We start from the raw sequence: 14,505 nt of genomic DNA, 5'->3' as shown, positions 1-14,505 counted from the left end.
CCGCGCGCTCTGATCGAGTCGCGCTCTCGATCGGCGTCCCGAGGTGGCGGACCGAGGAGGCGCGGGCCGGGAACGCCGGAGGCGCGGCTCCCGGGGGAGTCGCGCCTCGCGTCGTGCCCGTCCGGGCCGGTCGACCGTCTACTTGATGAACTCGATGGTCAGCGGGTACTTGTACCACTGGCCCTTGTTGGCCGCGACGGCGGCGATGATCGAGAAGATGATGACGAGGATGCCGGCGACGAGTGCCAGCACGCCTCCGATGACGATGACCGACAGGATCGCCGAGATCACGTAGACGATGGCCATGGTGATCTGGAAGTTCAGCGCCGTCTTGGTGTGCTCCCGGATGAACGGGCCGCGGTCCTTCAGCACCAGGTAGCCGACGAGAGCCGGGACGAACGCGAAGATGATGCCGCCGAGGTGGATGAGCGTGGCCCAGAGCTTCTCGTCCTCGGGGCGCATCGCCTGCACGGGCTGCGGCTGGTAGCCGGGCTGCTGGCCGTAGCCGGCGCCGGGCTGCTGGCCCTGACCGTAGGGCTGACCGGGCTGCTGGCCCTGGCCGTAGGGCTGGCCGGGCTGCCCGTTCTGGCCGGGTCGACCGTTCTGCGGGCCGTTCGGCTGGGCGGGAGGGGTCTCGGTCATGGCTGCACCTGTTCGTGAGTGTCCTGCGGATGTCCCCGCCACCCTAGGGCAGCCGGGCGCGGCGCGAGTAGGCCTCGCGACGGAGGTGTCGTACGATTGGCAGTCCGGCACGTCGAGTGCCAGGCCCGGTCGCCCGGCGTGCGGACGACCCGGGGGGCGTCGAGCGAAGAGAGGTGCGACATGGTCTCCGAACGCGGTCTCGAAGTGCTGCGCGTCATCGTGCATGACTACGTCGCGTCCCGCGAGCCGGTGGGGTCGAAGTCCATCGTCGAGCGACACCAGTTCGGCGTCTCGGCGGCGACGATCCGCAACGACATGGCGCTGCTCGAAGAAGAAGAGCTCATCGCGGCCCCGCACACCTCGTCGGGTCGCGTGCCGACCGACAAGGGCTACCGGCTCTTCGTCAACCAGCTCGCCGACCTGCGACCGCTCAGCGCCGCCCAGCGTCAGGCCATCGAGACCTTCCTCGGCGACTCCACCGACCTCGACGAGGTGCTGGGGCGGACGGTCCGACTGCTGTCGCAGCTCACCAACCAGGTGGCGCTGGTGCAGTACCCCACCTTCTCCCGGGCCCGCGTGCGTCACGTCGAGCTGGTCAGCCTGGGCGACGACCGCGTCATGACGGTGCTCATCACCGACAGCGGCCAGGTCGAACAGCGGGTCGTCGACATCCGAACCGCCGTCGACGAGTCCTTCCTGTCCGAGTTGCGGGCCGCCATCAACGCCGCGGTCGGCGGACGGCCCCTGGGCGAGGCCTCCACGGCCCTCACCGACCTGCCGACGCGCTTCCGCCCCGACCTCGCGGCGATCGTCGGCGTCGTCGTCGCGAGCCTCACCGAGCAGATCGCCGCCGGACGCCAGGACCGCCTGGTCATGGCCGGCGCGGCGAACCTGGTGCGCACGGGCGACGACTTCAGCGGCGACCTCTTCCCGGTGCTCGAGGCGATCGAAGAGCAGGTCGCCCTGCTGCGGTTGTTCGGCGAGATGCAACTCGACGCCGTCGACGTGGCCGCGAGCATCGGGCGCGAGAACGCCTCGTTCGGGTTGTCGCAGGCGTCGGTCCTGGCCAGCGGGTACTCGACGCAGGGCAGCGAGATCGCGAGGCTCGGCGTCCTCGGGCCCATGCGCATGGACTACTCGACCAACATGGCGGCCGTGCGTGCCGTCGCCCGCTACCTGTCGTCGCTGCTCGCCGAGCGGTAGCCGACCCCGACGGCCCCGGCCGTCCCACGACCCCCATCCCCGTCCCGGTCCGCCGGGCCCGGCCCCGCCGGGAAGACCACCACACCACACCAGAGGCAGACGAGAACCAGTGGCAGATCATTACGACGTCCTCGGAGTCGACCGTCAGGCGACCCCGGAAGAGATCAAGAAGGCGTACCGCAAGCTCGCCCGCGAGCTGCACCCCGACGTCAACCCCAGCCCCGACGCGTCCGAACGCTTCAAGGACGTCACGCACGCCTACGACGTGCTCAGCGACCCGCAGCAGCGTGAACGCTACGACCTCGGCCCGCAGCCCGGTTTCGGCGGCGGGGGAGGCGGGGCCGCCGGCTTCGGCGACATCTTCGACGCGTTCTTCGGCGGCGGCGGCCAGGGTCAGCGCCAGGGCCCTCGGTCCCGGCGCGAGCGCGGGCAGGACGCCCTGCTGCGCCTCGAGGTCGACCTCGAGGACATCGTCTTCGGCACCCAGCGCGACATCGAGGTCGACACGGCCGTCCTCTGCGACACCTGCAGCGGCTCGTGCTGCGCACCCGGCACCTCGCCGCAGACCTGTGACATCTGCGGTGGTTCCGGGCAGATCCAGCGCACCGTGCGCTCCCTGCTCGGCAACGTCATGACGTCGAGCCCGTGCGGCACCTGCCGGGGCTACGGCACCGTCATCCCGAACCCCTGCCCGACCTGTCAGGGGCAGGGCCGCGTGCGGGCCCGTCGCTCGATCCCGATCGACATCCCCGCGGGCGTCGACACGGGCCTCAGGCTCCAGCTGCCCGGTCAGGGCGAGGTCGGCCAGGCCGGCGGCCCGAACGGCGACCTCTACCTCGAGGTCAAGGTGCGCCACCACGACACCTACAGCCGCAACGGCGACGACCTGCTGGCGACGCTCGAGGTGCAGATGGCCGACGCCATCCTCGGCACGTCGACGACGCTCACCGGGCTCGACGGCGAGATCGAGGTCGAGATCAGGCCCGGCACCCAGAGCGCCGACATCATCACCGTGAAGGACCGCGGGATCACGCGTCTGCGCGGAACGGGTCGCGGCGACCTCAAGATCGGCGTGCAGGTGGTCACCCCGACCAAGCTCAGCCACAAGGAGCGCGAGCTGATCGAGAAGTTCGCCTCCGGCAGGCGCTCCCCGGCTCCCGAGCTGTCGCACTTCCAGCAAGGCCTGTTCGGCAAGTTGCGCGACCGCTTCCTGAACTTCTGATCGTGGCGCACTTCTACCTGGTCGACGACCTGGTCGCCGCCGAGGTCGGTTCGACCGTCGAGCTGACCGGTTCCGAGGCGCGGCACGCGGTCACGGTCAGCCGCGTGCGGGTGGGCGAGGCGCTCACCCTCGGCAACGGTCGGGGCTTGGTCGTCCAGGGTGAGGTGACCGAGGCGGCTCCCGAGCGCTTGGTGCTGCTCGCGACGCGGGTGGTGCGGCACGAGCCGCCGACGACGCGGCTGGTCCTCGCCCAGGCCCTCGCCAAGGGCGACCGCGACGAGCTCGCGGTGCAGGCCGCGACCGAGCTCGGCGTCGACGAGATCGTGCCGTGGGCCGCGGCCCGCAGCATCTCCCGGTGGGAGGGCCCCAAGGTCGCCAAGGGGCTCACCCGCTGGTCGACGATCGTGCGCGAGGCGACCAAGCAGTCCATCCGTCCCTGGGCACCCGAGGTGTCCGGGCTCGCGACGACGCGGCAGCTGGCCGAGCGCGCCTCCCGCGATCTCGTGCTCGTGCTCGAGCCGTCGGCCGAGCAGGCGCTCACGGCGGTCGACCTGACCGCAGGAGGCGCGGTGCCCGACCGTGTCGTCGTGGTCGTCGGTCCCGAGGGCGGGGTGTCGCCCGCCGAACTGCAGCAGCTCGCCGAGGCGGGTGCCCGCGCCGTGCGCCTCGGGGACGCCGTCCTGCGCACCTCCACGGCCGGCCCCGCCGCGCTCTCCGTCCTGAGCGCGCGTCTCGGCCGCTGGTGACCTCGACGCCCCCGTGGGCCGTGTCGGCGGTCGTCGCTACGATGGGCAGCATGTCCGAGACCTCCGACGAGCCCACCGTCTTCAGCCGCATCGTCGCGCGCGAGATCCCCGCCGACATCGTGTTCGAGAGCGACACGGTCATCGCCTTCCGCGACATCGCGCCCCAGGCACCCGTCCACCTGCTCGTGGTGCCCAAGACCCAGGCGTACCGCGACGTAGTCGAACTCGCCGCGGGCGACCCGGCGCTGCTCGCCGAGCTGGTGGCGACCGCCTCCCGGCTCGCGGCCGACCCGGCAGCGTTCGGGGAACACTCCGGGTCCGAGTTCCGTTTGATCTTCAACACCGGCGCATCCGCCGGGCAGACCGTGTTCCACGTGCACGCCCATGTGCTCGGCGGACCCCTGGAGGAAGGCACCCTTGCCCACTAGCGACACGAACGCCACCGGCCCCTCGACACCGACGACGGGCGACGACGTCCGGCGCGTCGACGTCACCGTCGACGGCGTCGCCATGGTCCAGCTGCTGGGCCCGCAAGACCGCCTGCTCCGCGCGGTCGAGAAGCAGTACCCCGAGGTCCGCGTGCTCGTGCGCGGCAACGAGGTCACCCTCGAGGGGCCCTCGTCCGCCGTCGGCCGGGCCGAGGGGCTCGTCGACGAGCTCGTCTCGATGGTCCGGGGCGGCCACGACCTCGGCCCGGCCGAGGTCGCGACGTCGGCCCGTCTGCTCGACTCGGGGCAGGGCAGCCCGTCCGAGGTCTTCGGTCAGCCCATCGTCACCAGCCGCGGCAAGGGCGTCCGGGCGAAGACACCGGGTCAGAAAGAGTACGTCGACGCGATCGACCAGCACACCATCACGTTCGGCATCGGCCCGGCCGGTACGGGCAAGACGTACCTGGCCATGGCCAAGGCCGTCCAGGCGCTGCAGCGCCGCGAGGTCCAGCGGATCATCCTGACGCGTCCCGCGGTCGAGGCCGGCGAGCGGTTGGGGTTCCTGCCGGGCACGCTCACCGACAAGATCGACCCGTACCTCCGCCCGCTCTACGACGCGCTCAACGAGATGATGGACCCCGAGATCGTGCCCAAGCTGCTCGCGGCCGGCACCGTCGAGGTGGCCCCTCTCGCCTACATGCGCGGTCGCACCCTCAACGACGCGTTCGTCGTCCTCGACGAGGCGCAGAACACGACGCCCGAGCAGATGAAGATGTTCCTCACCCGTCTCGGCTTCGGCTCGCGCATGGTCGTGACGGGCGACGTCACCCAGGTCGACCTGCCCACCGGGGCCAGCGGCCTGCAGCTCGTCACGACGGTGCTCGACGGGATCGACGACATCCACTTCGCCCGTCTCACCAGCGACGACGTCGTGCGACACACGCTCGTCGGCCGCATCGTCGACGCGTACACGACCTACGACGCCGAGCGTCAGGCCCAGCAGCACCGCCGTCACGAGGCGGCCCACGACCAGGCCGAGTCGGGCAACCGCGCCGAGCGCCGAGCCGACACCCGCGACCGCCTGCCGAAGAGAGGAACCCGGTGAGCATCGAGGTCGCCAACGAATCCGCCGTCGAGGTCGACGAGGCGACGATCCAACGTCTGGCCACCTTCGCGCTCGACCAGATGCACGTGCACCCCGAGGCCGAGCTCGCGATCGTGTTCGTCGACGAAGCCGCGATGGAGCAACTCCACGTCCAGTGGATGGACGAACCCGGCCCGACCGACGTGCTGAGCTTCCCGATGGACGAACTGCGTCCGGGGACCGAGGACGAGCCGACGCCGGCCGGCCTGCTCGGCGACATCGTCGTGTGTCCCCAGGTGGCCGTCGCCCAGGCCGCCACGGCGGGGCACACCCCTCTCGACGAGATGCTGCTGCTCACCTGTCACGGCATCCTGCACCTCCTCGGGTTCGACCACGCCGAGCCCGACGACGAGCGCGAGATGTTCGGTCTGCAGCGCGAGATCCTCGCGGCCTTCGCCGCGGCCGACACGAGTCGGTGACGCCGTGATGGTCACGGTCTTCGTCGTCGTGGCGGTCTTCCTGGTGGTCTTCGGCGGTCTGTTGGCCGCGGCCGACTCGGCACTCGGCGTGCTCAGCCGCCAGGACCTCCTCGACGAGGCCGACGACGATCCGCGTCACGCGACGGCGCTGACCGCCATCGCGGCCGACGTGGGGGCGCACGTGAACGCCGTCAACTTCGTGCGCATCCTGGCCGAGACGTCGGCGGCCGTCCTCGTGTCGTTGTCGTTCGCGTTCTCGGTCGAGCCCTGGTGGCTGGCCCTGCTGCTCTCGGCACTCATCATGACGGTCGTGTCCTTCGTCCTCGTCGGCTCCAGCCCGCGGAGCGTCGGTCGCGCCCACGCCCGTGGTCTCGTGCGGCTCACCTCGGGGCTCGTGCGGTTCGTCCGGGTCGTCCTCGGGCCCCTGGCCGACGCCCTGGTGGCCGTCGGCAACCGGGTGACCCCCGGCCGTCCGCGCAGTGCGTCGTTCTCGTCCGAAGAGCAGTTGCTCAGCATGGTCGACGAGGCGACCGAGCTCGACGTCCTCGAAGAGGACGACCGCGAGCTCATCCACTCGATCTTCGAATTCAGCGACACCGTGGTCCGCGAGGTCATGGTGCCCCGCACCGACATGGTCACCCTCGACGCCACCGCCTCGGTCGGATCGGCGATGAGCCTCTTCCTCGGCCGGGGCGTGTCCCGGGTGCCCGTCGTCGGCCGCGATTCCGACGACGTCCTCGGCATCGTCTACCTGCGCGACCTCGCCCGACGGTTGCACGAGCACAGCGGCGACGACTCCGCTCCCGTCACGACCCTCGCCCGCCCGGCGGTCTTCGTGCCCGAGTCCAAGAAGGCCGACGACGCGCTGCGACAGATGCAGGTCGACAAGAACCACCTCGCGATGGTCGTCGACGAGTACGGCGGCATCGCCGGCCTCGTCACGCTCGAGGACCTCATCGAAGAACTCGTCGGGGACATCAGCGACGAGTACGACCGTGAGGTCGCCCCGCAGCGCGAGGTCTCTGCGGGTGTCTTCCGGGTGAGTGCCCGTCTCCCCGTCGACGAGCTCGGCGACCTCTTCGGCCTCGAGCTCGACGACGACGACGTGGACTCGGTGGGCGGGTTGCTCACCAAGGTCCTGGGGCGACTGCCCGAGCAGGGGTCGGTCGTCCGCGTGTCGGGCCTCGTCCTCACGGCCGATCGCACCGAGGGTCGTCGGCACGATCTGCAGACGGTGCTGGTCGAGCGTGATGCCGACCTCGCGGACGCCCAGGCCGCGTTCGCCGACGCCGCTCGCGACGACTGAACGCCGGGTCGTCGCGACCCTCCACCTCCCACCCGTTCCACCACGTTCACGAAAGGCCCCCATGTCGACCACCGGAGACGACCTCACCCCCTCGGCCGCGCCTCCTCGGGGGTCGACCTACCGAGCCGGGTTCGTCTCGTTCGTCGGGCGGCCCAACGTCGGCAAGTCGACGCTGACCAACGCCCTCGTGGGCCAGAAGGTGGCCATCACCTCGTCGAAGCCGCAGACGACCCGCCGGGCCATCCGGGGCATCGTGCACCAGGCGTCCGGTCAGCTGGTCCTGGTCGACACCCCGGGCATGCACCGTCCGCGCACGCTGCTCGGCGAGCGGCTCAACGACATCGTCCAGACCACGCTCGGCGACGTCGACGTGATCGGGTTCTGCGTTCCGGCCGACGAGAAGCTGGGCCCGGGCGACCGGTTCATCAACGAACAGCTCGACCAGTACCCGCGGGCCAAGAAGGTCGCGATCGTGACCAAGACCGACGCGACGTCACGGCCCGCGGTCGCCGAGCAGCTGCTCGCGGTCAGCCGACTGCGCGACTGGGAGGCCATCATCCCGTTGTCGGCCGTCAGCGACGTGCAGCTCGACGTGCTCACCGCCGAGCTCATCAAGCTCATGCCGGTGTCCCAGCCGCTCTACCCGTCCGACGCGGTCACCGAAGAGGGCCTGACCGACCGGGTGGCCGAGTACGTCCGCGAGGCCGCGCTCGAGGGAGTGCAGGACGAGCTGCCGCACTCGCTCGCCGTGACGATCGACGACATGGTCGAGCGTGACGACAAGGACCTCCTCGAGATCTACGCCAACCTCTTCGTCGAGCGGGACAGCCAGAAGGCCATCGTCATCGGCAAGGGCGGTCAGCGCCTGCGCGAGGTCGGCGAGCGGGCCCGGGCGCAGATCGAGCCGCTCGTCGGCAAGCAGGTGTTCCTGTCGATCCGCGTGAAGGTCGCCAAAGACTGGCAGCGCGATCCGAAGCAGCTCGGACGGCTGGGGTTCTGACCCGTTCTCCCGGTCGTCCGGCCTCGTCCCTCTCGGGCGGGTCGGTCTCGTCCCTGCGGATGATCGTGATGGTCCCGAGGTCGTTCGCGTCCGCCGGCCGGCCCGGACGGGCCGCCGTAGGTCGTACGGTGGTCGGGTGATCTTCCGACGCCTCGCGCCCTACCAGGTCGCCGTCGACCTGTCGGCGGCGTTCCTGCTCGGTGTGGTCGGCCTGGTGTTGAGCGACGGCGTCACGACGACCCCGTTCGTCGTGCTGGGCATGACGGTCACGTTCGCCCTGCGTCGACTGTCGCCCGGGCTCGCCCTGACCCTCGCCTGGCTGGTCGCCGCGTCCCAGATGATCACGGGCAGCACGCCCGGTGTCACGAACCTCGCGATCTGCGCGGTCCTGTACTCCACGGCCGCGTACGGCACCGACCGGGTCAAGTGGTCGGGCTTGATCTCCGTGGGCGTGGGTGCCTTCCTGGGCACGTTCTACCTCTCGTTCGTGCAGCAGAGCCTGTTCGGCGTCGACTACGACATCTACGCGGTGACCGACGTCGTCCGCATCCTGCTGCAACTGGGGATCAGCCTCCTCGGGTTCCTCGCCCTGCTCGGCCTTCCCTGGGCCGGGGGACTGCTGGCCCGAGCGCGATGGTCCGAGCGGCTCAGCCGTGAGGCGCGGCTCATCGCCGAGCGCGAGACCGCCCGTGCCGAGAACGATGCCGCCCGGGCCGAACGCGAGGCCGCCCGAGCCGAGCGTGACATCGCCGTCGAGCAAGAACGCAACCGGATCGCCCGGGACATGCACGACGTCGTCGCCCACTCGCTGGCCGTCGTGATCGCCCAGGCCGACGGGGCCCGTTACGCCGCCCGGGTCGACCCGACCTCGGTCGACGGGGCGCTCACCACCATCGCCACGACGGCTCGAGAGGCCCTCGGCGACGTCCGCGTGCTCCTCGGTCAGCTGCGGCACAGCCAGGGCGAGGCGCCGCAGCCCGCCCTCGGTGATCTCGACCGTCTGCTCGACCAGATGCGCGGCTCGGGCCTCACGATCGACCTGCGCGTGACGGGCGAACCCCAGGTGCTCGGGACCAATCGGCAGCTCGCCGTGTTCCGCATCGTGCAGGAGAGCCTGACCAACGTCCTCCGGCACGGTGCCGTCGACCAGCCCGTCGGCCTCCACTTCGACTGGCGCTACGAGGCGCTGCACCTGGTGATCTCGAACGTCGTGCGGCCGCCGACACGTCCGGTCGACACGACCGGCGACGAGCGGCGGGGCGGCCACGGGCTCGACGGCATGCGAGAGCGTGCCACCCTGGCGGGCGGCTCGCTCACCACCCAGAACGCCGACGGACGCTTCGTCGTCCACGCCATCGTGCCGACCCTGGCACTGACCCAAGAGGTACGCATCCGATGATCGACATGCCCGGCCGCTCGACGGCTCCCATCCGCGTCGCGCTGGTCGACGACCAGGCCCTGTTCCGTGCGGGCATCAAGATGCTGGTCGGCTCGCAGCCCGACCTCGAGTTCGTGGGCGAGGCCAGCAACGGCGACGAGGGCGTGGCCATGGTCGCGCGCACCACGCCCGACGTCGTCCTGATGGACATCCGCATGCCCGTCATGGACGGCATCGCCGCCACCACCGCCGTCCTGGCTCAGGCCGAGGCGGACTCCCGTCGTCCGCCGCGCATCATCGTGCTGACGACGTTCGACCTCGACGAGGCCGCCACCCGGGCCATCCGAGGAGGCGCGAGCGGTTTCGTCCTCAAGGACGCCGACCCCGAGTTCCTCCTCGCCGCCATCCGCACCGTGCACGCGGGCAACGCCGTGATCGCGGCGTCCGCCACCCGTGAGCTCTTCGAGCACTTCGACGGACGCGCCTCCCGCGCCCGGGCCGTCCCCGAGTCGTTCGGCACCCTCACCACCCGAGAGCGCGACATCTTCGACCTCGCGGCGCGGGGCCTCAGCAACTCCGAGATCGCGTCGCGGGAGTTCCTCAGCGAGGCGACCGTCAAGACCCACATCAGTCGTGTGCTGTCGAAGCTGTCCCTGCGCGACCGGGTGCAGCTCGTGGTCTACGCCTACGAACACGGGCTCGCCGAGTAGGCCCGGGCCGGCGACGGGACACGGTCGGTCGTCGACGGTGCGTCGTGCGATCGACCTGCGGGTGCCGTGTGGACGCTGACCGCACCTGATGAGACTGCTGTGATCGAGCGGCACGGCTCGTGTCGACCGGCTTCGTGGCAGCAGAGTGTCACCTGGGTGGTCACCACCCCGACACTCCGCTGAAAGAAGCCCTCGCATGAACTGGTTGCTGTCGGTCCCGTTGCTGTCGTCGACGGTGCTGCTGGTGGTCGACGTCGTCGCCGCCCTGGTCGCGATCGGACTCCTCGTCCGTCCGCGGACCCGCCGGACGTGGTGGCGGTGGATCGCCCTCGCAGTCCTCGTCGGAGCCGCCCTGGGCGCCGTCCTCACGTGGTGGCTCGGCGACGTGCGCGACGTGCTGGGCCTGTCGCCGACCTGGGTGGACCGCCTCTGGGTCGCCGCGGTGGTCGCCGGCCTCGGGGTCGTCGTCGTCAACCTGTTCCGCACCCGCTGGTGGCGGAAGGTCGTGGCCGTGCTGGCGGTCCTGGTGTTCGCCCTGGCCGGGGGCCTGGCGCTGAACCGCGACGGCAGCGTGTACCAGAACCTGCCGCAGGCGCTCGGCCAGGACGAGGTGCCGGCTCTCCCGGCGACCGCCACCGCGCCTCCGTCCGCGGCCCCTGGCTCGACGGAGTTCGACCCGACCCTCTGGTCGACCTGGAAGGCGCCGGCCGACCTGCCGGCCACGGGCCGGTACGGCAGCGTGTCCATCCCCGGGACGGTGTCGCACTTCCCGGCACGCGACGCCGTCGTCTACCTGCCTCCGGCGGCCCTCGTGGCGAACGCCCCCGCCCTCCCGGTGATGATCATGATGTCGGGGCAACCGGCCGAACCGAGCTCGGTGGTCACGGCCGGCCACCTCGTCGAGACGCTCGACGCCTTCGCGGCGAAGAACCACGGTCTCGCGCCGATCGTCGTCGTGCCCGACCAGCTGAGTGCCGACGCGCACAACCCGATGTGCGTGGACGGCGCCCTGGGTAACAGCGCCACGTACATCACCACCGACGTGGTCGACTACATGACGAGCCACTTCCACGTGGCCTCCGGCCCGAGGGCGTGGACGATCGGCGGGTTCTCGCAGGGGGGCACCTGCTCGATCCAGTTCGCCGCGGCGCGACCCGACCTGTTCGCGACCTTCATCGACGTGTCGGGTGAGCTCGGCCCGTCGATCGGCGACGAGAAGACCACGATCACCCAGGGCTTCGCCGGGAACCGAGCCGCGTACGAGGCCGCCCAACCCCAGGCGATCATGGCGGAGCACGCGCCCTACGCGGACACCGCGGCGTTCTTCGCCGTCGGTTCCACCGACGCTCGGTACGGTCAGTTCATGACGGCGAACTCGGCGGCGGCGGCGAAGGCGGGCATGTCGGTGACGCGGTACGTGTCACCCGGCAGCGGACACGACTGGACGACCGCGACCAACGGCTTCGCCCACGGCATCGGGCAGTTCTACCCTCGCCTCGGCCTGAGCGCGGCGGTGCAGACCCCGTGAGCGCCGACGTGACCGTGGCCGGCCCGGACGCACCGACTCCGCCCGACCCCCACGAGCCGGGGCGGGCGCGACAGGTCGCCGAAGGCATCGGCACCCGTGTGGTGGCGTTCGTCCGCGTCCGTCCCGTGAGTCTCGCGCTCGCGCTGCTGCTCGTCGTGCTGGCCCTCGCCTCGGGCAGCCTGACGCACGCTCCGAGCGAGCGACTCCGGGACCTCGTCGGCGCGGGTCTCGACCCGTTCGAGGACCGCACCTCGTGGCTGCTCGTCTTCGGCTCGGTGTTCTTCGCCGGCGGTCCCGCCCAACTCGTCCTGGCCGTGGTCGGCGTCCTCGTGCTCGTGGGCGCCGCCGAGCGCCGCATGGGCTGGCGCCGCACGGTCGCGGCCTACCTCGTGACGGCCGTCGTGGCGACCGGCGTCGGCGTCGCGGTGCAGGCCCTGGGGCAGGCGGTCGGCGAGACCTGGGCCCTCGAGGTGGCCGCCGAGTCCACCCTCCACCCGCTCACGCCCGCCCTCGGCACGATCATGACCGCCAGCGCGTTCTTCGGGCCGCTCTGGCGCCGCCGCATCCGGCTGGTCGGCTTCTCGTTCGTGTTCGCCTTCGTGCTGTACGACGGGCATCCCTCGGGTCTCTACGCGCTCCTCGGCGCCCTCGTCGGGCTCGTGTTCGGGGTGGTGTCGGCCGGCCCTCCCGCCGAGCGCGGATGGCTGCGCAGCTCGCACCACGAGGTGCGCCGCCTCGCGTCGACCATCGTCGCGGTGACGGCGGTCGGTCCCGTCCTGACCCTGCTCACCCGCAGCCCCATCGGGGCGCTCTCGCCCCTCGGCATACTGTTCCGTGACGTCCTGCCGGGGCGGTCGCTCTCGGCCGCCTGCGCGGCCGCGGGACAGGGCGCACCCGACCGGCACGCGCCTCCGATCGGGGCCTGCGCGCGGGCCGCGGCCCTCGCGGGCATCGACGGCGTGCCGACCGTCCTGCTCAGCCTGCTGCCGCTGGCCGTCCTGCTCGTGTGCGCCTGGTACCTGCGGCGGGGTCGTCGCCTCGCCCTCGACGTGGCCGTCGCGGTCAACGGACTCCTCGCCGTCTTCGCCGGCCTCTACTACGTGGTGCTGCCCGTCACGACCGACCCGGTTGTCGACCAGCCCCGTCACGTGGTCGAGAGGGTGGTGCTCGCCGTGGTGGCGGTCGCCGTTCCGGCCGCGGTCGCCGTCGGGCTGTTCTTCCTCCGCCGTCACTTCGGAGTCGGGGCCGAGGGGACGCGACGGCCGCGGTTCGCCCTCGTCGTCGTGCTGTCGGGTCTCGTGCTGGCCGTGACGTTCGCCGTCCTCGCGTGGCTGGGACGCGCCTCCTTCGTCCCGGCGATCGAACCGTGGACGCTGCTGCTCGACGTGCCCGAACGCTTCGTGCCGGTCGGGTTCGTCGGGCTCACCCGCATCGGGCCGGTGCCCGACGGCGGGGTCGTCCGGGCCGCGTTCGAGTGGGTGGGGCCGCTCTGGTGGCTCGTCGTGCTGGTCGGGCTCGTGGTGGGTGCGACACGGCCGGGTGACGTCCGCCCCGACGCGGCGCGTGCCCAGGTGCGCGAGATCGTCCACCGGGGGACGCCGGGCACGCTGTCGCACATGGCGCTGTGGGAGGGCAACCGATACTGGTTCACGGCCGACGGTCGCGCTGCGGTCGCCTACCGCGTCGTCACGGACATCGCCATCACCACGGGTGAGCCGCTGTGCCCGGCCGACCGGCTCCCCGAGGTGACCCGCGAGTTCGCCCGCTGGTGCGACGACCAGGGCCTCACCCCGGTCTTCTACAGCGTGCGGGGCGAGCTCTCGCCCCTCTACGCCGAGATGGGCTGGGCGACGCTGCCCGTCGGCGAAGAGACCGTGCTCCACCCGGCCACCTTCGCCATGACGGGCAAGAAGTGGCAGGACGTCCGGTCGAGCATCAACCGCGCCACGAAGAACGGGGTCCGCGCCGAGTGGACCCGCTACGCCGACCTCCGTCCCGCGGTCGCCCGCCAGATCGGCGAGATCAGCGAGCAGTGGGTCGCCGAGAAGAACCTGCCCGAGATGGGCTTCACCCTCGGCGGCGTGGACGAGTTGCGCGACCCCGACGTGGCGCTGATGCTCGCCCTGGACGAGGACGACTCGGTCCAGGCCGTGACGAGCTGGTTGCCCTCCTGGCGCGACGGCGAGGTCGTCGGCTGGACGCTCGACTTCATGCGCCGTCGACCGGACAGCATGAACGGCGTGATGGAGTTCGTCATCGCCTCGTCGGCCCTGGCCATGAAAGAACAGGGCGTCGAGTTCCTCAGCCTCTCGGCGGCACCCCTCGCGACCAGTGCGCCGTCGGACGGCCCGGCGACGCAGACCGAGCGCGTGCTGACCTTCCTCGGGCGCGTGCTCGAGCCCGCCTACGGATTCCGGACCCTGCTGACCTTCAAGAAGAAGTTCCAGCCCGAGTTCGTGCCGCTCGTCATGGCGTTCCCCGATCCCGTGCAGCTGCCGGCCATCGGCACGGCCCTCGGCCGCGCCTACCTGCCCGACCTCTCGGTCGGAGCCGTCGTGCGGCTCGTCCGCACGGTGGTCTGATCGGGCGGGGGAGCCGAGGAGGCGCGGTGCCGGTCCGCGACGACCCGCGCCTCCTCGGTCGGTGCTAGCCTCGACACGTGTTCACCGGCCTGCTCCTCCTTAGCTGCCGCGGCGAGTCCTGAACCAGGCCCCCCTCGTCGCGGAGTTCGTCGTCGGCCGACACCCCCGCGAAGAGCAGCCCCTCGAGGGCGAGAGAG

General features: G+C 71.4%; 13 protein-coding genes. 12 read left to right on the top strand and 1 reads right to left on the bottom strand.

Features of this window, described 5'->3' with window-relative positions:
* Positions 1-138 precede the first annotated feature (138 nt).
* On the bottom strand, positions 139-642 hold the full coding sequence (locus BIV04_RS17365; RefSeq protein WP_255364119.1) for a DUF4870 domain-containing protein: 504 nt from the start codon (positions 640-642) through the stop codon (positions 139-141).
* A 180-nt stretch (positions 643-822) separates the two neighbouring features.
* Between BIV04_RS17365 and hrcA the strand changes: the two genes are divergently transcribed.
* From hrcA to BIV04_RS02260, 12 genes are all read left to right on the top strand, one after another.
* Positions 823-1,845, top strand: coding sequence for a heat-inducible transcriptional repressor HrcA (hrcA, locus tag BIV04_RS02315; RefSeq protein WP_071253782.1), 1,023 nt, complete (start codon positions 823-825; stop codon positions 1,843-1,845).
* A 109-nt stretch (positions 1,846-1,954) separates the two neighbouring features.
* Positions 1,955-3,067, top strand: coding sequence for a molecular chaperone DnaJ (gene dnaJ, locus BIV04_RS02310; protein ID WP_071253781.1), 1,113 nt, complete (start codon positions 1,955-1,957; stop codon positions 3,065-3,067).
* A gap of 2 nt (positions 3,068-3,069) precedes the next feature.
* Positions 3,070-3,813, top strand: a complete 744-nt coding sequence (locus BIV04_RS02305) for a 16S rRNA (uracil(1498)-N(3))-methyltransferase (protein ID WP_071253779.1) — start codon at positions 3,070-3,072, stop codon at positions 3,811-3,813.
* Positions 3,814-3,863: 50 nt separating this feature from the next.
* Positions 3,864-4,241 carry a histidine triad nucleotide-binding protein gene (locus BIV04_RS02300; RefSeq protein WP_055976874.1) on the top strand — a complete coding sequence of 126 codons (378 nt, stop codon included), beginning with the start codon at positions 3,864-3,866 and terminating at the stop codon, positions 4,239-4,241.
* An 82-nt stretch (positions 4,242-4,323) separates the two neighbouring features.
* Positions 4,324-5,346, top strand: coding sequence for a PhoH family protein (locus tag BIV04_RS02295; RefSeq protein WP_255364148.1), 1,023 nt, complete (start codon positions 4,324-4,326; stop codon positions 5,344-5,346).
* A complete protein-coding gene (ybeY, locus tag BIV04_RS02290; protein WP_071253776.1) occupies positions 5,343-5,804 on the top strand; it encodes an rRNA maturation RNase YbeY in 462 nt (153 codons plus the stop codon). The genes BIV04_RS02295 and ybeY overlap by 4 nt, the downstream gene beginning before the upstream one ends.
* Before the next feature lie 7 nt (positions 5,805-5,811).
* Positions 5,812-7,110 (top strand): hemolysin family protein, encoded by a 1,299-nt coding sequence (locus tag BIV04_RS02285; protein ID WP_071253774.1) that lies wholly within the window; start codon positions 5,812-5,814, stop codon positions 7,108-7,110.
* 61 nt (positions 7,111-7,171) lie between these two features.
* Positions 7,172-8,110 (top strand): GTPase Era, encoded by a 939-nt coding sequence (gene era, locus BIV04_RS02280; protein ID WP_071253772.1) that lies wholly within the window; start codon positions 7,172-7,174, stop codon positions 8,108-8,110.
* Between the two features lie 136 nt (positions 8,111-8,246).
* Positions 8,247-9,509 (top strand): sensor histidine kinase, encoded by a 1,263-nt coding sequence (locus BIV04_RS02275; RefSeq protein ID WP_255364118.1) that lies wholly within the window; start codon positions 8,247-8,249, stop codon positions 9,507-9,509.
* Positions 9,506-10,198 carry a response regulator gene (locus tag BIV04_RS02270; protein ID WP_369825259.1) on the top strand — a complete coding sequence of 231 codons (693 nt, stop codon included), beginning with the start codon at positions 9,506-9,508 and terminating at the stop codon, positions 10,196-10,198. Before BIV04_RS02275 ends, BIV04_RS02270 begins: the two co-directional genes overlap by 4 nt.
* 196 nt (positions 10,199-10,394) lie before the next feature.
* Positions 10,395-11,726, top strand: coding sequence for an esterase family protein (locus BIV04_RS02265; RefSeq protein WP_071253770.1), 1,332 nt, complete (start codon positions 10,395-10,397; stop codon positions 11,724-11,726).
* Positions 11,723-14,308 (top strand): DUF2156 domain-containing protein, encoded by a 2,586-nt coding sequence (locus BIV04_RS02260; protein ID WP_083396064.1) that lies wholly within the window; start codon positions 11,723-11,725, stop codon positions 14,306-14,308. The genes BIV04_RS02265 and BIV04_RS02260 overlap by 4 nt, the downstream gene beginning before the upstream one ends.
* Positions 14,309-14,505: the final 197 nt, after the last annotated feature.

The sequence above is a fragment of the Frigoribacterium sp. MCBA15_019 genome (assembly GCF_001864945.1).
Taxonomy (GTDB): Bacteria; Actinomycetota; Actinomycetes; order Actinomycetales; family Microbacteriaceae; genus Frigoribacterium.
This window is presented reverse-complemented; position numbering and strand designations above follow the sequence as displayed.